This window comes from Janibacter zhaoxuefangae (assembly GCF_050271985.1).
GTDB lineage: Bacteria > Actinomycetota > Actinomycetes > Actinomycetales > Dermatophilaceae.
Window position 1 is genome coordinate 330114 of the sequence record NZ_CP189849.1, and the last position, 17622, is coordinate 347735.

At 72.9% G+C, this 17622-nt stretch carries 19 protein-coding genes; 14 read left to right on the plus strand and 5 right to left on the minus strand.

Annotated features, from left to right (window positions below):
• Window positions 1-23 precede the first annotated feature (23 nt).
• Window positions 24-1226 (minus strand): sensor histidine kinase, encoded by a 1203-nt coding sequence (locus ACQBAS_RS01580; protein ID WP_427384580.1) that lies wholly within the window; start codon window positions 1224-1226, stop codon window positions 24-26.
• A gap of 69 nt (window positions 1227-1295) precedes the next feature.
• Here ACQBAS_RS01580 and ACQBAS_RS01585 point away from each other — a divergent pair, with 69 nt between their 5' ends.
• The 7 genes from ACQBAS_RS01585 (at window position 1296) to ACQBAS_RS01615 (ending at window position 7202) form a co-directional block, all read left to right on the plus strand.
• Window positions 1296-2138, plus strand: coding sequence for a Fic family protein (locus ACQBAS_RS01585; RefSeq protein ID WP_427384581.1), 843 nt, complete (start codon window positions 1296-1298; stop codon window positions 2136-2138).
• A gap of 422 nt (window positions 2139-2560) precedes the next feature.
• Window positions 2561-3265: a hypothetical protein gene (locus tag ACQBAS_RS01590; protein ID WP_427384582.1), complete on the plus strand. Its 705-nt coding sequence runs from the start codon at window positions 2561-2563 to the stop codon at window positions 3263-3265.
• A complete protein-coding gene (locus ACQBAS_RS01595) occupies window positions 3262-4293 on the plus strand; it encodes a TadA family conjugal transfer-associated ATPase (protein WP_427384583.1) in 1032 nt (343 codons plus the stop codon). The genes ACQBAS_RS01590 and ACQBAS_RS01595 overlap by 4 nt, the downstream gene beginning before the upstream one ends.
• Window positions 4290-5021 carry a type II secretion system F family protein gene (locus ACQBAS_RS01600; protein ID WP_427384584.1) on the plus strand — a complete coding sequence of 244 codons (732 nt, stop codon included), beginning with the start codon at window positions 4290-4292 and terminating at the stop codon, window positions 5019-5021. The genes ACQBAS_RS01595 and ACQBAS_RS01600 overlap by 4 nt, the downstream gene beginning before the upstream one ends.
• The gene (locus ACQBAS_RS01605; protein WP_427384585.1) at window positions 5018-5551 is read left to right on the plus strand and encodes a type II secretion system F family protein; all 534 of its coding nucleotides are present in this window, start codon (window positions 5018-5020) and stop codon (window positions 5549-5551) included. The genes ACQBAS_RS01600 and ACQBAS_RS01605 overlap by 4 nt, the downstream gene beginning before the upstream one ends.
• A 245-nt stretch (window positions 5552-5796) precedes the next feature.
• Window positions 5797-6474, plus strand: coding sequence for a hypothetical protein (locus ACQBAS_RS01610; RefSeq protein ID WP_427384587.1), 678 nt, complete (start codon window positions 5797-5799; stop codon window positions 6472-6474).
• Window positions 6475-6503: 29 nt separating this feature from the next.
• A complete protein-coding gene (locus ACQBAS_RS01615) occupies window positions 6504-7202 on the plus strand; it encodes a class F sortase (protein ID WP_427384588.1) in 699 nt (232 codons plus the stop codon).
• Window positions 7203-7225: 23 nt separating this feature from the next.
• On the opposite strand, the gene ACQBAS_RS01620 is transcribed toward ACQBAS_RS01615, so the two are convergent.
• Entirely contained in the window at window positions 7226-7603 is a 378-nt protein-coding gene (locus ACQBAS_RS01620; protein ID WP_427384589.1) for a DUF1304 domain-containing protein, read from the minus strand.
• A gap of 109 nt (window positions 7604-7712) precedes the next feature.
• On the opposite strand from ACQBAS_RS01620, the gene ACQBAS_RS01625 reads away from it, so the two are divergent.
• From ACQBAS_RS01625 to ACQBAS_RS01640, 4 genes are all read left to right on the plus strand, one after another.
• Window positions 7713-8360 carry a hypothetical protein gene (locus tag ACQBAS_RS01625; protein ID WP_427384590.1) on the plus strand — a complete coding sequence of 216 codons (648 nt, stop codon included), beginning with the start codon at window positions 7713-7715 and terminating at the stop codon, window positions 8358-8360.
• 138 nt (window positions 8361-8498) lie between these two features.
• Window positions 8499-8693: a DUF4244 domain-containing protein gene (locus ACQBAS_RS01630; protein WP_427384591.1), complete on the plus strand. Its 195-nt coding sequence runs from the start codon at window positions 8499-8501 to the stop codon at window positions 8691-8693.
• 2 nt (window positions 8694-8695) lie between these two features.
• On the plus strand, window positions 8696-9124 hold the full coding sequence (locus ACQBAS_RS01635) for a TadE family type IV pilus minor pilin (protein ID WP_427384592.1): 429 nt from the start codon (window positions 8696-8698) through the stop codon (window positions 9122-9124).
• Between the two features lie 10 nt (window positions 9125-9134).
• Window positions 9135-9500, plus strand: coding sequence for an Rv3654c family TadE-like protein (locus tag ACQBAS_RS01640; protein WP_427384594.1), 366 nt, complete (start codon window positions 9135-9137; stop codon window positions 9498-9500).
• A gap of 4 nt (window positions 9501-9504) precedes the next feature.
• Here the strand turns inward: ACQBAS_RS01640 and ACQBAS_RS01645 are convergent, their stop codons facing one another.
• Together ACQBAS_RS01645 and ACQBAS_RS01650 are read right to left on the minus strand one after the other, a co-directional pair.
• Window positions 9505-10020, minus strand: coding sequence for a hypothetical protein (locus tag ACQBAS_RS01645; protein ID WP_427384595.1), 516 nt, complete (start codon window positions 10018-10020; stop codon window positions 9505-9507).
• Window positions 10021-10095: 75 nt separating this feature from the next.
• Window positions 10096-12432 (minus strand): DEAD/DEAH box helicase, encoded by a 2337-nt coding sequence (locus ACQBAS_RS01650; RefSeq protein ID WP_427384596.1) that lies wholly within the window; start codon window positions 12430-12432, stop codon window positions 10096-10098.
• Between the two features lie 44 nt (window positions 12433-12476).
• On the opposite strand from ACQBAS_RS01650, the gene ACQBAS_RS01655 reads away from it, so the two are divergent.
• Window positions 12477-12854 carry an STAS domain-containing protein gene (locus ACQBAS_RS01655; RefSeq protein WP_427384597.1) on the plus strand — a complete coding sequence of 126 codons (378 nt, stop codon included), beginning with the start codon at window positions 12477-12479 and terminating at the stop codon, window positions 12852-12854.
• 35 nt (window positions 12855-12889) lie between these two features.
• On the opposite strand, the gene ACQBAS_RS01660 is transcribed toward ACQBAS_RS01655, so the two are convergent.
• On the minus strand, window positions 12890-13402 hold the full coding sequence (locus ACQBAS_RS01660; RefSeq protein WP_427384598.1) for a ferritin: 513 nt from the start codon (window positions 13400-13402) through the stop codon (window positions 12890-12892).
• A 161-nt stretch (window positions 13403-13563) separates the two neighbouring features.
• Between ACQBAS_RS01660 and ACQBAS_RS01665 the strand changes: the two genes are divergently transcribed.
• On the plus strand, window positions 13564-16005 hold the full coding sequence (locus ACQBAS_RS01665; protein WP_427384599.1) for a sodium-translocating pyrophosphatase: 2442 nt from the start codon (window positions 13564-13566) through the stop codon (window positions 16003-16005).
• Between the two features lie 35 nt (window positions 16006-16040).
• Window positions 16041-17555, plus strand: coding sequence for a DUF7059 domain-containing protein (locus ACQBAS_RS01670; RefSeq protein ID WP_427384600.1), 1515 nt, complete (start codon window positions 16041-16043; stop codon window positions 17553-17555).
• Window positions 17556-17622 lie beyond the last annotated feature (67 nt).

Here is a 17622-nt window from a genome sequence, read left to right on the forward strand (position 1 = left end):
CTCGATGAGCAGAGAGCGGAGGCTCAGTCGGTGGCCTGGGCCGCCGCGGAGAACTTCGGGATCCGGAAGGTGACCTTCATCCCGGCCTGCGGGCCGGTCTCCACGACCAGCCCGACGTCGTCGCCGTAGAGCTGGCGAAGGCGCGAGTCGACGTTGCCCAGGCCGATCGAGTCCCCTTCGTGCTGGTCGTCGAGGACCTTGCGGATCACCTCCGGGTCGGCGCCCACACCGTCGTCCTCGATGCTGATCTCTGCGTAGCCGCCGCGGTCCGACGCCGTGATCGTCACGGTGCCCGGACCCTCCTTCGCGGCGAGTCCGTGCCGCACCGCGTTCTCCACCAGGGGCTGGATCGCGAGGTAGGGCAACGTCACCGACAGGACCTCGGGCGCGACGAGGAGGCTGATCTTGAGCCGCTCGCCGAAGCGGGCCTGCTCGAGGACGAGGTAGCGCTCGACGTTGCGCAGCTCCTCCGACAACGTTGTGAAGGCGCCGCCGCGGCGCAGCGCGTAGCGGGTGAAATCGGCGAACTCGAGGAGCAGCTCACGGGCCCGGTCAGGGTCGGTCCGGACGAAGGAGGCGATGGCGGCCAGCGAGTTGTAGATGAAGTGGGGGCTGATCTGGGCCCGCAGGGCGCGCAGCTCGGCCTCCATGGCGCGCGTGCGCTCGCGACCGAGGTCGGCCAGCTCGACCTGGGCGCTGACCCACGCGGCGACCTCCTCCGTCGCCCGCGCGAGGCCAGCGCTGGCCTCCCTGCCGTACGCCGCGAGCGCGCCGATGACGAGGTCGTCGGCCACGAGCGGGGTGATCACGGCAGCGCGGATCTCGCACTCGGCGAGGCCGCAGCGGACGTCGTCGGCGCGCAGCACGACGGTCGCGCCGGTTTCGAGGCTCGCCCGGGCGCTGGCCAGGACGGTCGAGGCGTGGTGGTCACCGATGCCGTCCCAGACGATGAGGGCCGTCGGGTCGCAGAGGGCGACGGCGCCGACGTCGAGCATGGCGCGCAGGTGCGGTGCGGCGCGCTCGCAGCCGTCGTCCGTGAGCCCCTCGGCGAGGTGGCGACCGGCGACCGACGCCGAGTGCAGGGTCTCGTAGGTCGCCCGGTCCGTCGCCGAGAGAAAGCCGCGCCGCTGGGCGCGGGCCTTGTTCACGAGCCACCAGGCGAGGGCCAGGACGAGCGCGAAGGCGGCCACGGCCAGCGCCGTGGGCAGGTGGAAGGCGCCCGTCATGCCTGCACTGTAGTGCTGCGTCATGGTGCGGCAGGGGTGTCGTACTGCTCGGCCCCGTAGGCTCGCGCCGTGGATGCCGTCCCCGCTGCCCTGTCCTCCCTCGCCGCCGTCCCGGAGGTCGCCGAGGTGACGGAGCGTGCCCGGGAGGCCTGCACCCGACTCCGCTGGCACCAGGCCCTGCGCCGTCGCATCCCCGAGGCGGCGGCCGAGTCCCGGGTGCGCGGCGCGTGGGCCAGCGCCGAGCTCGACGGGGCGCGCAACAACGTGGACATCGTGCGGGACCTCATGCGGGGGGCTCGCGAATGGCCGGAGGCCTTGGACCCCGCCGAGCGCGTCCTGCGTGGTGCGGTCAACGCGACGGCGGAGACGGAGCACGTCGCGGGCCTTGTGCTCACGTCACCCATGCAAGCCCTGGCTCGCCTCCACGTCGCCGCGGCCTCGGACCTCGTCGAGTCGTCGGCGGCGCTGGGCCGACCGCGACTGGGCGATGAGAGCTGCGGGGAGCTCGTCGACCTCGGTGAGCCCGTGCCGCCCGCTCAGATCCGGGGACGGCTCGACGGGGTGGTCGCCCTGCTGAGCGCGCCGGGAGCGCCCGCGCTGCTGGTCGCCGCGCTCGTCCATGCGGAGATCGCGACGATCCGCCCCTTCACGCACGGCAACGGGCTCGTCGCGAGAGCCATGGAGCGCGCCATCATCAAGGCCAGCGGTCTCGACCCGACGGGCGTGGCCGTGCCCGAGGCGGGTCACGGCGCCGAAGGCGGGCCCGCCTACCTCGGGTCGCTGGCCGCGTACGCCACTGGTGGGCGGGAGGGTGTCCTGCTCTGGTTGACCCACGCCGGGGGCGCCGTCGAGGCCGCCGCGGGCGAGGGCCTCGTCATCGCCGACGCCGTCCTGGCGGGGCGTCTGAGCTGATCGCCGGGGGTGCCGCCCACGGCGCCGGCACCCGTTTGCCGGATGTCGTCGGAGTCCGGAACGTCCGAATGACTAGGCATTTCGGGCCATTTCGTGGAAACCGCCGAGGAAACCGGCGAATGACTTGCACGGTGACGGTGGATGGCGCACGATGGTCCTGTTCGTTCCCTTCGGGTTGAGCGAACTCTCGTACCGGCTTCATCCCCCCGGAGCCCGGTACGTAGACGGCCCCCGTCGTCCCCCCCCGACGGGGGCCGTCCCCTGTCCCGGTGCCTCAGGCGCCGGGACAGGGTTCTTCCCGGCCGGCCGCGCCCGAATCGCCCCTCCGCCCCGGATCCACAGGCCGCGCGGCGCGCCCTTCGTCGTCCACAGCGGGCCCGGGTGGCCCACCTCCGCGCTGCCCACGGACGAAGGTCGCTGCCATGTCCTTCGTCATCACCGTCCTCGGGGCCTCCGGCGGGCTCGGCACCTCGACCTTCGCGTGCGCCCTGGCGCACGCCGCCGCGGCGACCGGCACGAAGGTCGCCCTCGTGGAGGGCGACACCGGCAGGGCCGGGCTCGATGTCACGGCGGTCGTCGAGCACCTGTCCGGGCATCGCTGGCCCGACCTGGCCGCCGTCGAGGGCCGCGTCGACGGCACCCGTCTGTGGCAGGCGCTCCCCGGCGACGACGGAGTGCGTGTGCTTGCGGGCGGCGGCCGCGGCGCCCCACCGGCGGCCCGGGAGGCGGTCGTGCAGGGACTGGTCGAGGGGGTCGATCTCGTCGTGGTCGACGGGGGACAGCCGGCGCGGGGCGGGGGCACCCCGGGCTGGTGGGCGCCAGACGGGGCGCGCGTGATCCTGCTCCTGGTGGGGCTCACCCCGCGGAGAATCCACGAGGCCCGGGACGTCGTCACCACCGACGTCGACGGAGTGGTCACCCGCGGCCCACGGCGTCGCGACGACCTCGCCGAGTCCGCGGCGCGTCACGTGGGCCTGCCGTGGTGGGGCCACCTCGCGGACGATCCGCGGCTACCTGCCGATGAGTCCCGAGGTCGCCCGCCCGGCACCCGGGGCGATGCCCTCGGCCGCGTGGCGGCCGCAGCCCTCTCCCGGGCCGGCTGGCCCGGAGCGCGGCAGGCGTCATGAGTTGGTCCACCGAGATCGATCGGCGCATCCGGGACGGGCAGGTGCCCACGGGTGACGTCCTCAGCGACGTCGTGGCCGCCGGCGCCGAGCGCCTCGGCGACGTCGGTGCGCAGCGCGAGGCGGACCGGCTCCGCCGCGAGCTCATGGGGCTCGGACCGTTGGAGGCCGTGGCCACCAAGGAAGGTGTCACGGACGTGCTCGTCAACGGGGACGGGAGCGTGTGGCTCGACGACGGGCGAGGCCTCACCCGGGAACCCGCCGCGGATCTGGGATCCGATGGTGTGCGTCGTCTCGCTGTCCGCCTCGCGGCTCACGCGGGGCGCCGACTCGACGACTCCCGCCCCTGGGTGGACGGGTTGTTGCCCGGCGGCATCCGTCTCCACGCGATCCTGCCGCCGCTCGTCGACGGCGGCGCCCACATCAGCCTCCGGGTTCCTCGCCGGATGGCGACGTCCCTCGATGATCTGGTCGCGCTCGGCATGCTGACCTCCACGCAGGTCGCGCAGGTGCGGGACGTCGTCGTGGAGCGACGCGCCTTCGTCGTGAGTGGTGGGACCGGCACCGGCAAGACGACGTTGCTGGCCGCGGCGCTCGCGGAGGTCGCGCCGACGGAGCGGGTCGTGCTCGTCGAGGACGTCCGCGAGATGGCGTTGGACCACCCGCACGTGGTCCGACTGCAGTCCCGCCCCCCGAATGTCGAGGGTGCGGGCACCGTGACCATGGTGGACCTCGTCCGGCAGGCCCTGCGGATGCGCCCCGACCGCCTCGTCGTCGGGGAGGTCCGAGGGGCCGAGGTCCGCGAGCTCCTGCTCGCGCTCAACACCGGTCACGAAGGGGGCGCCGGCACGATCCACGCGAACCGGGCCGAGGATGTCGCCGTGCGCTTCGAGGCGCTCGGCGCCCTCGCGGGGATGAGTCCGGACGCGGTGCGCTCGCAACTGGCGACGGCGATCGAGGTCGTCGTGCACCTGCGCCGCGACGCCTCCGGCACCCGTCGCGTCGAGGCCATCCGCGAGCTCGGACGATGACGGCACTCCTGCTCGTGTTGGCGTGCGTGCTGCTGTGGCCGCGTGCCGCGGCCGCTCCGGTCGGCACCTCCTCGGGTTCCCCGGTCGCCGGTCTCAGGCCGGGAGTGCGGTGGCGGGCGCGTGGCACCTCGATCGGCCGAGTGGGACGACGGCGGGAGCCCCCGCCCGGCGCGGTCGCGGATGCCCTCGAGGTGATGGCCGCGGCGCTGGGCGCCGGCCTGCCGCCGGCCGAGGCCTTGGCACTCATCGCGCGACAACCCGGGGTGCACCCTGGGCTCCGGCCGCTGCTCGGCGACGCGCTCGAGGCGGCCGCGCAGGGCCAGCCGCTGGCTCCCATCTGGCGGCGGTACGCGGAGACGGGTGCGGCCGGCCGCGGAGGTTCCCTCGATCTCGCGGCGGGAGCGTGGGCCGTCAGCGAGGAGAGTGGCGCGTCGCTCGCCCCCGCCCTGGATGCCGCGGCCCGCGTGCTGCGGGATGCCGAAGGGGCTGCGGCGCGGGTGAGTGCCGCCGCTGCGGGAAGCCGGGCCACGATGGTCCTCCTCACGGCCCTGCCGCTGGCAGGCCCGTTTGCCGGCCTCGCCTTCGGCGTCCCTCCGTCCGAGCTTTACCTCGGCTCCCCGATCACCGTCCTCGCGCTCGCGATCGGCCTCGTGCTGGAGGCGGCGGGTTGGTGGAGTTGCCGAATCCTCCTTCGACGCGCGACGCGACCAGCGGTGGTCCCGGCGTGATCGCGTTCACGCTCCTGACCCTGCTGGCGGCCGTGACGCTGTGGCCGGGCCGGCGCGTCGCCATGGTGCCTGTCTCCGCGTCACGACGCGTGCCCGACCGCACCTGCGACACGGTGGCCGACGGCATCGTCCTGCTGGCGCTCGCTCTGCGCTCCGGGTGCAGCGTCCCGGAGGCTCTGGGTGCCGCCGCGAATGCCAGTGCCGGTCCGGTGGCGGACGACCTTCGTCGGGTCGCGGTCGCGCTGACCTGGGGACACGAGGGCGCGCAGGCCTGGGCGCACGTACCTGGCGCGTGGGCTCCGGCCGCGCTCGCCCTGACGCTGGCGCAGGAGGCCGGTGCCTCGCCCTCCGATGCGTTGCTCGCCGCGGCCCGGCGACTCCGTTCGACGGAGGCCCGGCGCCTTGAGGCTGCGGCCGCCCGGGCCGGGGTGGCGCTGGTCATCCCGCTCGGGTTGCTGTTCCTGCCGGCCTTCCTCTGCACGGCCGTGCTGCCCGTCATCGTCGTTCTCGCGGGGGAGGCACTCTCGTGAGACGTGGACGGCAGGCACGGGCTGACGACCAGCGTCATGGGGTTTTTGCCGGACATTCAAGACAGAGGCGTCGAAACGACGCAGATCGAGGGTCTGGTTACGCCTGTCCACATGTCCTCGGCCGTAGGCTCAACCATGTCTGAGTGGGGGTGGCCCGGGATCAGCGCGTGTCGAGTGGGGCTGACGCGCGGTGGGGGCCACGGGTGGCCCACGGATCGATTGCCCCTTGAGGGACAAGGAACATCATGAACGCACGCCATCTGACCAACCGTCAACTCGCCGCCATCGTCGGCGCAGCCGCAGTCGTCGCCGGGGGCGTCGGCGCTGCCGCGACGGCCACGGCAGCACCGCTGGCCTCCGTCCAGAGCGCAGTGGACCCCGACAAGAACCACACGGACTACTGGGTGTCCTACCTCGAGGACATGGGCTACACCGACGTCGAGTGCACGAAGTACGACGGCCTCAACGACAAGACGTGGACCGTCCCCGCCGGTGAGTGGGTCCTGCTCGTTCTCAAGGCCGGGGCTGGTGACGACGCCAGTGTGACGGTCACGAACCCCGTGGCCGGTCAGGCCTACGACCACCCCACGGGCAAGGACCTCTCGCACGTCATCCTGTGCAGCGGCGACAAGGAGACGAGCACGACGACGTCCACGACGTCGACGGACACGACGACGACGTCGACGGACACGACAACGACGTCGACGGACACGAGCACCACCGACACGTCGACGACGTCGACCGGCACGTCCACGACGACGCCCGTGACCACGTCCACCGACGTGCCCAGCGGCCCCGTCGTGGAGACCGACATCCCGGCGAAGGACTCCAACACCCCGTGGCTGCTCGGCGGCTCCCTCGCCCTGCTCGGCGGCGCCGCGCTCGCCGGAGCCGGCCTGCGTCGTCAGTCCGCCAAGCACTGATGTCGCGCCGCCCGCTGATCCTGGCGGGCGTGTTGCTCGCCCTCGTCGGGGTGGTGACGCTCGGGTTCGTCCTGCGCGACGCCACCCCGACGTCGGGCGTGCCCGGACAGTCGCAGGCGAGCTCCGAGGCCACGACGACCTCGTCGACGTCCCGGCGGGCCGAGGGGTCGCCGTCCCGTGACGATGCGACGACCGTGCCCGGCGAGAGCGCGACGTCGGCACGTCGCCCCTCCACGCCGTCAGCGAGTGGGGGCCTTGACGGTGCGCCCTCCGACGCCTCCGAGCGGGTGTCCTTCGTCGAGGTGCCCTCGGTCGGCATCCGCATCACGGTGGCACCGGGCGGGCTGAGCGCCGACGGGACGATCAGCCCACCGGCCGGCACGGCCATCTGGTTCACCGGATACCAACGCGTCCTCCCCGGCCTCGTCGGGACGTCCGTCGTGGCAGCCCACGTCGAGGCCAACGGCGCCCCCGACCTCTTCGCGCGGCTGCCGGAGCTCCGCGAGGGTGCGGAGGTGCGCATCGGTTATGCCGACGGTGACGTGCTGGAGCTCCGGGTCGTTCGGACCCGGCTCGCGGACAAGGTGCAGATCCAGCGAGACGCCGACGTCTGGGGCGCCAACGGGTCCGTGCGGCGCGTCGCCCTCATCACGTGCGACGACGCGCTGGGTCAGCGCGCCGACGGCCACAACGTGGCCAACTTCGTCGCCATCGCCGAACCGGCCTGACGTCGTAGGTCGCCTCGCGGGGGTCAGATACCGAGCGTCAGGACCACGGCGATGAGGGGGAGCATGCCCTGAGTCATCGCCGCACGCAGGTAGCGATGACCGCTCGACATGAGGACGAGGGCGGCCGCGAGCATGGCGCCGCAGCCGAAGAGGATCAGCGCGCGACCCACCTCGACGTTGCTGTGCAGCATGACGGCTCCCACGAGCGCGCCGATGCCGAGGAACAGGTTGTAGAAGCCCTGGTTGTAGGCCATGGGGCGGATGGTCTCGGCCTGGTTCTGGCTGCCGACGCCGAAACGGCGCCAGATGGCCGGCCGAGTCCACCAGAAGCTCTCCATCAGGAAGATGTAGACGTGCAGGAGGGCGGCGAGTGCGGCGAAGAGCGCGGCGGAGAGGACCATGGCTGCAGAGTAGGCCCGCGCGGCCGCCCGAGTCCGTGAGCGCCGCGCTCCCGAGTGGGCTCCCCGTGGGATGCTTTGCGCAAGGGTGAGTCGACATGGGAGGTCGCTGATGACGCACGAGCACGCGCCGTCTGTCGCGCAGGCCGTTGCCGTCGTCGAACACGCCGCCGAGCGGGTCGCCGATCACGTGCCGGAGCCGGCGAAGGGGGCGGCCGAGGCGGTCGTCCAGCCGCGGGCCTGGCGGTGGCACCTCCTCGTGACGTTCCTCTGGGCGGTGACGATCTGGGGCTCGACCGTCCTGGACGTCAGTCCGGTCGGTCACGCCGTGGCGGCCTCCGCGCACGTCATCGGGATGACCCTCGCGCTCGGGGCCGTCATGCTCATCGACTGGTACGGCCTGGTGTGGCTCTCCGGGCTGCGCACCTTCCGCGAGAACCTCCGCCTGGCCGATGCCGCACACCCGATCATCTGGTTCGGTCTGGTGCTGCTGTTGACGTCCGGGCTCTTCCTCCACCCGGATCTCGGATCCGCGCAGACCTGGGTGAAGCTGGCTGCGGTCCTCGTCCTGGTCAACAATGGCGTGGCGACGCGCAGCCTGGGCCGTCGGCTCGCCGCCCTGGGTCGCCCGAAGACGCTGGCCGACCTGCCCTCGCGCACCCGCTACCGGACGATGGTGGCCATCGGCCTGTCTCAGGCGTGCTGGTGGATCGCCGCTGGCGTCGGCTTCCTCACCTCCAGCGGTACCACCCTCGGCTGAGGCATCCCCACCCCGGGGCTCGAGGCGTTGGTCGTCCACAGTCGCCCCCGCCCCCTCGTGCGTGACCGCCCGCGGCGGCAGCGTGGTCCCCGGACGTCGACGCCACCGGTGCGTCGGCCGGACGAAGGGATGAGAACCATGCGAGACGTCATGATCCGACGGTGGCTGCGGGCGAAGGCGGTCGGTGAGAGGGGGATGACGACGGCGGAGTACGCGGTCGGCACGCTCGCCGCCTGCACCTTCGCCATCGTGCTGCTGGGTGTCGTGAAATCCGGGCCGGTCAAGAACGGGCTGGCCTCGGCGATCGCGGGCGCCCTCGGCCTCGGCGGCTGAGGATGCCCGGCCGTTCGCGAGCACGGGTGGGCGAGCGGCCGGAATCCGGCGCGGCCACGGCCGAGTTCGCCGTGGCCGTGCCCGCGGTCGTCTTCGTGCTCGTCGTCGCGCTCTCGGGGATCCGTTTGGGGCTCGACCAGATCCGTTGCCTCGACGCGGCCCGCTCCTCGGTCCGGATGCTCGCGCGGGGCGACGCTGAAGGGGAGGCCCTGCGGGTGGCGCGACGGGCAGCGCCCGACGGAGCCTCCGTGCGGGTGGCTCGTGAGGGCGGCACCGTGGCTGTCGAGGTGACCGCCGCCGCGCCGTCGGCCCTGCGCCTCATCGGGCTGTCCGGTGAGCCACGCGGGTCCGCCACGGCAGTCCTGGAAGGCGTGCCGGACGGTGCGGTGGAAGGCGGAGGGGAAGGTGCGGTCGACGCCGGGCAGGGGTGACCGCGGCTCGATGACCGTCGTGGCGCTCGGCCTGGTCAGCTGCCTCCTCCTCGCCCTGGTCGGGGTGCTGGCCGTGACGAGCGCGGCAGCGGCGGCCCACCGAGCGCGGAGTGCCGCGGACCTGGCCGCGCTCGCGGCGGCGACCGCGGTGGAGTCCGGTCAGGGGGAAGGGGGATGCGCGGCGGCCACGAGGGTCGCTCGACTCAACGATGCCGAGGTGACGGGCTGCCGAACGGGCGGCGATGGCACGGTCGCGGTGTCGGTCGCGGCGCCGGTCCCCTTCCGGCTCGGGGGTCTCGGGGTGGAGCGGGCACACGCGACGGCGCGAGCCGGACCGTGGTCCGGGCTCGCGCCGTCGATCGTGCTGGGGCCGTGACGTGTCAGCGACGCGGGGCGGGGGGCGCATCCTGGCCGTAGCCGCGCGCGTCGGTGCCGACCTCGCCTCGCCCCGTCCGGGGCAACTCGCGCGTGGCGGGGTCGACCGTGGGGTCGACCGGCCGCTCGGCGGCGACGGGGGCGCCGGTGCGCTCGGCGACCTCGGCGCGACGGCGGGCCTCATCCGTGGCGACCCGCTGCTCCTCGAAGCGGCGCTCCGCCTCCGAGGCACGCTGACGGTGCTCCTCGATCTCGCGCTGGCGCTGCTCGTCGAGCTCGGTGAACCGGCGCTCGCGACGCAGGCGGTTCTTGCGGGCGAGGGCAGAGCGGATCAGCGAGAGGCCCATCCACAGCAGGAACATCGCGACGGCGCCGGCGATGAGGAGGGAGAGGGGGTTGAGGCTGACCGTGACGTTCATCGCCTCGAGGTCGATGCTGTCGGTCAGGTTCTGCGTACCGAGGACGAGCACGGCGCCGAGGACGAGTGCTGCCAGAACGAGGAGGAGGCCGAGGAGGACCACGGGAATCGTCCTTTCCGATGGGGGAGCGGGGCGCCATCGGCCCCCGCAGATCTCCTCGAGACTACCGAGTGGGGCTCACGGGCGCTCGACGCCGCGCAGGGAGTCGAGGACGAGGTCCACCAGGCGCACCGCCCCGGCCTTGTCCAACGGCTCGTTCCCGTTGCCGCACTTGGGGGACTGCACGCACCCGGGGCAGCCGTGCTCGCAGGGGCATCCGGCCACCGCCTCTCGGGTCGCCGCCAACCACTCGACGATGACCGAGTGCGCCCGCTCGGCGAACCCGGCTCCGCCGGGGTGGCCGTCGTAGACGAGCACCGTCGGCAGGCCCGTGTCGGGGTGCAGGGCCGTCGAGACCCCGCCGACGTCCCAGCGGTCGCAGGTCGCCATGAGGGGCAGCATGCCGATGGCGGCATGCTCCGCGGCGTGCGCGGCGCCGGGGACGTCGACCGCGTCGATGCCGGCGGCGGCGAGGGACTCCGGCGTCATGGTCCACCAGACCGCCTTCGTCGCCAGGACCCGCTCCGGCAGGTCCAGCGGGTGGGTGCCGATGACCTCGCCACCGGGCAGCCGGCGCAGGAAGGAGGTGACCTGGGTGCGGACGCGCACCGATCCGAAGGAGAGGCGGACCGGACCGTGATCGGCGCCGGCCGTCTCGGCGACGATGTCGAAGGCGGACACGGACTGGGCCTGGGTGGTCCAGCCGGCGTCCCCACGCACGACCGCGGCCGTCCCCTCCTCGAGGTCGAGCTCGGTCACGACGTAGCTCTGTCCCTGGTGGACGTGCACGGCGCCGGTGTGGACCTGACTGTGCGCGGAGTTCTCGTCGACGGTCCCGACCACGCGGCCCGTGCGGCGTTCGAGCACGCTGACGACGCCCGACGTCCCGCGCAGGGACACGTGGTCGCCGGGGCGATCGGGCCGCGCCCAGTACCAGCCCGTCGGGCGACGGCGGAGGATGCCGCGCGCCACGAGGACATCGAGGATCGCGACCATGTCCGCCCCGAACCACTCCTCGTCCGCCGGGGTGAGCGGCAGTTCCGCCGCGGCCGCTGCGAGGTGCGGCGCGAGCACGTGTGGGTTGGCGGGGTCCATGACGCAGGCCTCGACGGCCGGCCCGAAGATCGCCTCCGGATGCTGCACGAGATAGGTGTCGAGGGGGTCGTCGGCCGCGACGAAGATCGCCAGCGACCGCGCCCCGGAGCGACCCGCCCGACCGGCCTGCTGCCACAGCGACGCCCGCCGCCCCGGCCAGCCCGCGAGCAGCACCGCATCGAGTCCGGCGATGTCGACCCCGAGTTCGAGCGCGTTCGTCGCGGCCAGACCGAGCAACTCGCGCTCGCGCAGGGAGCGCTCGAGGGCGCGGCGCTCCTCCGGCAGGTAGCCCCCGCGATATGCCGCGACGAGCTCGGCGCCGGCGCCAGGGTGGAGCCGCGCGTCGAGCCGACGCGCCGCACCGGCCGCGAGCGCCTCCACTCCCACCCGGGAGCGGGCGAAGGCGACGGTCTGGACGTCGTCCTCGACGAGGTCGGCCAGGAGCTCGGCCGCCTCGGTCGTGGCCGAGCGGCGGCCACCTTCGTCCGTCTCGGGCGGTTGCCACAGGGCAAAGGTCAGTTGCTCGCGCGGCGAGCCGTCCTCGGTCACCGCCTGGACCGGGGCGCCGACGAGGTCCGACGCATGGGCCGCGGGTTCACCGATGGTCGCCGAGGCGAGGACGAAGGTCGGGTCCGCCCCATAGCGCCGCGCGATCCGCCGCAGGCGCCGCAGCAGGAGCGCGACATGTGCGCCGAAGACGCCCCGGTAGACGTGGCACTCGTCCACGACGACATAACGGAGCGCCCGCAGGAAGGGGGCCCACCGCTCGTGCAGCGGCAGCAGGGAGTGATGCACCAGGTCGGGGTTGGTGAGCACGATCTGGGCGTGTTCGCGGATCCAGCGACGCTCGTCCAGGGGGGTGTCCCCGTCGTAGGTCGCGGCCCGCACGCCGGGCACGGCCAGCCGCTCGATCCGGGAGAGCTGGTCGGCGGCGAGCGCCTTCGTGGGGGAGAGATAGAGAGCGGTCGCGCCGCGGCCCGACGCCGCCCCGGCGCCGTCGACGGCGGCCGTGAGCAGGGGGGCCAGATAGCCCAGCGACTTGCCCGACGCCGTCCCCGTCGCGAGGACGACGTGCTCGCCCGCGTGAGCCCGGTCCATGGCGTCCCGCTGGTGCGACCAGAGTTCCTCGATGCCGGCCGTCGTGAACGCCGACAGCACGGGCGGAGCCACCCAGTCCGGCCACGGGCACAGGGCGGCGGCGCGAGCGGGGATGTGCTCGACGTGCCGCAGGCGTCCGGCGCGCTCGGGGGTGGCGAGACGTGCCAGCTGCGCCTGAGGGTCGAACCCCGGTCCCGCCGGGTTTTCGCGGTCGACATTCATCGTGGTCTACGGTAAGTCCGTCGGTGATCGCCAAAGATTGGGGTATGGCAGTGAACCTGTCCGTGACGAGTGCGGACCACGACGGGGTGACCGTCGTCGCCGCGGAGGGGGAGATCGACGTCTACACGGCGCAGATCCTCCGGGATGCTCTCGACAGGCACATCTCCGCCGGTCAGCACACGATCGTGGCCGACCTGGAGCGCGTCACCTTCCTCGACTCGACGGGCCTGGGGGTCCTCGTCGGTCGCCTGAAGTTGCTGCGCAACCACTCCGGCTGGCTGCACCTCGTGGCGACCCAGGACCGGATCCTGCGGGTCTTCTCCATCACCGGCCTGGACAGGGTCTTCCCCATCCACGCCACCCGTGAGGACGCCATCGACGCAGCGAAGGCGGACGACCCTCGCGAGTCGTCCGCCTCCTGACCTGCGCCCCGCACCGGGCGGGGTGACCTGCCCGCTCAGCGGGCCTCGGTCGTGGTGGTCGGGCGGGCACCGAGCTCCTCGTCGAGGCGGAGCAGACCGGGGCCGTCGTCGTTGATCATCTCGACGCGGCCCACGATCTCGGACACCGTGGACTCCTCTTCGATCTGCTCCTGGAGGAACCAGTTGAGCAGCGGACGGGAGTCGAGGTCCCCCTCGCCCTCGGCGGCGCGGTAGAGCTCCCGGATCGACTCGGAGACCTTCCGCTCGTGCTCGAGCGCGGTCGTGAAGGCCTCGAGCACCGAGTCGGCGTCGCCCTTCGGGGCCTCCATGGCGCCGATGACGGGGTGGTTGCCCCGGTCGGAGACGTGGTCGATGAACTTGTTGGCATGGACGATCTCCTCGTCCGCCTGGTGGCGCAGCCAGGCAGCCATGCCGGGCAGATCCATCCCCTCCAGCTCGATGGCCAACTGGCGGTAGACCAGCGAGGCCTGGAACTCGAGGGTGATCTGCGTGTTGAACGCCTTCTCCAGCGTGCTGCTCAGCTTCATGCCGACCAGCGTAGACGGTCGGGCTGCGGCCCTGGAACCACGAACTCCCTTCGTCAGCCCCGCCATCGGGCGGCCTGTCGGGTACGTTGTGGCGCAACTGACTCCGCGCGGTGCATCGCCGTCGGCCGGCGTCGGGGAACGCACCCATCAAGGAGGATGGCATGGCAGGACTGGCGACCCGTGTGGTGACCGCCGGCTCGGATCTCGAGATCACCGGCACGAACCTGACCCTGACGATCGGCGTGGCGGTGATCGCCCTGATCGCGCTCGGCTTCGGAGTGTTCTTCCGCCAGCAGGTGCTGGCCGCGGATCCCGGGACCGAGCGGATGCAGGAGATCGGGGCCGCGGTCGAGGAGGGTGCCCAGGCCTACCTGGCGCGGCAGTTCAAGACCCTCGGCGGCTTCGTCGTCCTCGTCTTCATCGTGCTGCTCTTCCTCCCCGCCGACACGAGCGCCATCCGTTGGGGTCGCTCCGGCTTCTTCGTGCTCGGCGCCCTCTTCTCTGCCTCCATCGGCTATCTCGGCATGAGCCTCGCGGTGAAGGCGAACGTCCGGGTCGCCGAGGCCGCACGCACGTCCGGTCGTGACGAAGGCGTCCGGATCGCCTTCCGCACCGGCGGTGTCGTCGGCATGGTCACCGTGGGCCTGGGCCTCCTCGGCGCCTCCGTCGTCGTCCTCGCCTATCAGGGTGACGCGCCCAAGGTGCTCGAGGGTTTCGGCTTCGGCGCCGCGCTGCTCGCCATGTTCATGCGCGTCGGCGGCGGCATCTTCACGAAGGCGGCCGACGTCGGCGCCGATCTCGTCGGCAAGGTCGAGGCGGGCATCCCCGAGGACGACCCGCGCAACGCGGCCACCATCGCCGACAACGTCGGTGACAACGTCGGCGACTGTGCGGGCATGGCGGCCGACCTCTTCGAGTCCTACGCGGTCACGCTCGTCGCGGCCCTGATCCTCGGGTCCGTCGCCTTCGGCGCCTACGGCCTCGTCTTCCCGCTGATCATCCCCGCCATCGGCGCGCTCACCGCCCTGCTCGGCGTCTTCATCACGAAGGCGCGCGCGGGCGAGAGCGCCCTCAACGCGATCAACCGTTCGTTCTACATCTCGGCGGCGATCTCGGCCGTCCTCGCGGCCGTGGCCGCGTACGCCTACCTGCCGGACACCTTCGCCGGCCTTGCCAGCACGAGCGAGGAGGTCGCGGCGCTCGGGGGCGACCCGCGGATGAGCGCCACCCTGGCCGTCTTCATCGGCATCCTGCTCGCCGGCGTCATCCTCTGGCTGACGGGGTACTTCACGGGCACGGACAAGCGACCGACGATGGACGTCGCGCGCACGTCGCTGACCGGCCCCGCCACCGTCGTGCTCTCCGGTATCGGCGTCGGCCTCGAATCCGCGGTCTACACGGCGGCCATCATCGGTGGCGCCGTCTACCTCGCCTTCCTGCTCGGTGGCGGCTCGACCGCGCTGGCCCTCTTCCTCGTCGCGCTCGCGGGCTGCGGCCTGCTGACGACGGTTGGCGTCATCGTCGCGATGGACACCTTCGGTCCCGTCTCCGACAACGCCCAGGGCATCGCCGAGATGTCCGGTGACGTCGACGAGGAGGCCGCCCAGATCCTCACCGAGCTCGACGCCGTCGGCAACACGACGAAGGCGATCACCAAGGGCATCGCCATCGCCACCGCCGTCCTCGCGGCCACGGCCCTCTTCGGGTCGTACACCGACGCGTGGCAGACGGCCGTGCGTGAGCTCGACCCGAGCGGGCTCAACCAGGACGAGCTGACGACCGCGCAGGACTTCGTCACCGACGCCCAGGGGCTCATCACGACGCCCTCGACGCTCGTCGGGGTGCTGCTCGGCGCGGCCGTGGTCTTCCTCTTCTCGGGCCTGGCGATCAACGCCGTGACCCGCGCGGCGGGCGCCATCGTCTTCGAGGTGCGGCGACAGTTCCGCGAGCACCCGGGGATCATGACCTACGACGAGAAGCCCGACTACGCCAAGGTCGTGGACATCTGCACGAAGGACTCGCTGCGTGAGCTGGCCACCCCCGGCCTGCTCGCCGCGCTGACTCCCGTGGCCGTCGGCTTCGGACTCGGGCTGGGTGCGCTCGCGGGCTTCCTCGCCGGCGCCATCGGCACGGGCTGCCTCATGGCCGTCTTCCTCGCCAACGCGGGCGGCTCGTGGGACAACGCGAAGAAGATCGTCGAGGACGGCGTCCACGGCGGCAAGGGCTCCGAGGCCCACGCGGCCGTCGTCATCGGCGACACCGTGGGTGACCCCTTCAAGGACACGGCCGGCCCGGCCATCAACCCGCTGATCAAGGTGATGAACCTCGTCGCGGTGCTCATCGCCCCGGCCATCGTCACCCTGTCCATCGGTGAGGACGCCCAGCCGGCCCTGCGTTACGGGATCGCCGCCATCGCGGTCGTCATCGTGGTCGTGGCCGTGATGATCTCGAAGGCGCGCGACATCGCCATCGGTGGCGACGCCGACGGCGTCGACGTCGAGGAGGGTGACCTCGCCGACGGTGACATCGAGGGCCGTGACATCCAGGACCGCGACGTCGCCGGCGAGGGCGTCGCCGAACTGGACGACCAGCAGTCACGCTGAGGCGGGAGGTCACGGGCCGCGACTAGGCTCGGCCCGTGACCTCAGCCCCCACCCCGCCCGTCCCCGACAGCGACCTTCTGGCCCACCTGCGGGTCGACCTGCACGCGGCGGGCTTCACCGTCGACGGTGTCGAGGAGCGGCTCGGGACCGTCGCTGCCCGCGCCCTCCGGCGCGACCACGCCCTCCCCGCCGCGCGGGCGCTCGCCGGGGACGACCCCCTGGCCGTCATCGTGCGGCTCTTCTGCCTCAACCACGCGATCGACACCGACGTCGTCGAGCGCGCCCTGCCGACCGTGGGGGTCGCGGGCCTCGTCGGCCTGGGCCTCGTGGCCGCCGAGGGCGCCGCGGTGCGTGCGACGTGCGACCTTCGTCCGCACGCCTGCGACTCCGCGGGCTGGTGGCTCGCCTCCGACCTGCCCGAGTCCGCGGTCGGCGGACCGCTGCCCCAGGACCACGTCCTGGGTATCGGCGGCGCCTCGACCACGCTCGCGACGTGGACGCCGCGGCTGCCCGTCGCCCGCGCCCTCGACGTCGGCACGGGCTGCGGGGTCCAGTCCCTCCACCTCTCGCAGCACGCCGAGCACGTCGTCGCCACCGACCTGTCCGCGCGCGCCCTCGGCTACGCCGCCTTCAACGCCGCGCTCAACGGGACGTCGTGGGAGCTGCGCGCCGGTTCGATGCTCGAACCCGTCGCCGGTGAGACCTTCGACCTCATCGTGTCCAACCCGCCCTTCGTCATCACGCCGCGCGCGGCCGGGGTGCCGCTCTACGAGTACCGCGACGGTGGCCGGTCCGGGGACGCGGTCGTGGCCGACCTCGTGCGCCGGGTCGGCGCCCACCTCGCTCCCGGCGGCATCGCGCAGCTGCTCGGCAACTGGGAGATCGTCGGCGACGACGAGGACGCCTGGCGCACGAAGGTGGCCAGCTGGGTCGAGGGGACCGGGCTCGACGCGTGGGTGGTTCAGCGCGAGACGCAGGACCCGGCCGAGTACGCGGAGACCTGGGTCCGCGACGGTGGGCAGCAGCCCGGGACCCGCGCCCACGAGCAGCTCTACGGCGCCTGGCTGGACGACTTCGCCAGCCGCGGCGTGAGCGCCATCGGCTTCGGCATCATCACCGTGCAGCGACCCGACCGGGAGCGGGCGACCTTCGTCGATCTCGTCGAGGTCACTGGTCCGGTGGCCCAGCCGATGGGCCCGGCTGTCCTCGCGGGCCTGCGGGCGCGGACCTGGCTCGCCGAGCGGACCGACGACGAGGTGCTCGACACGGCGTGGCGGTGCGCCGACGACGTCACGGAGGAGCGCCACTCGCGCCCCGGTGACACCGACCCGAGCGTCATCGTCATCCGGCAGGGCGGCGGCCTGCGGCGGGCGATCCGCGTGGACACCCTCGGCGCTGCGCTGCTGTCGGTCTGTGACGGGGAGCTCACGGCGCGGCAGGCGATCGTGGCCATCGCGGGACTGCTCGACCTCGACGCGTCGGTCGGCCTCGCCGACGGTGTCACCCTCGTGCGGGACCTCGCGGCGGACGGACTCCTGCTCGCCAACTGATGTCGGGCCGCCACCTTCGTCGGCCCGGTCAGCACCCACCCGACTTGTGAGTGAGTGCTCACTCATT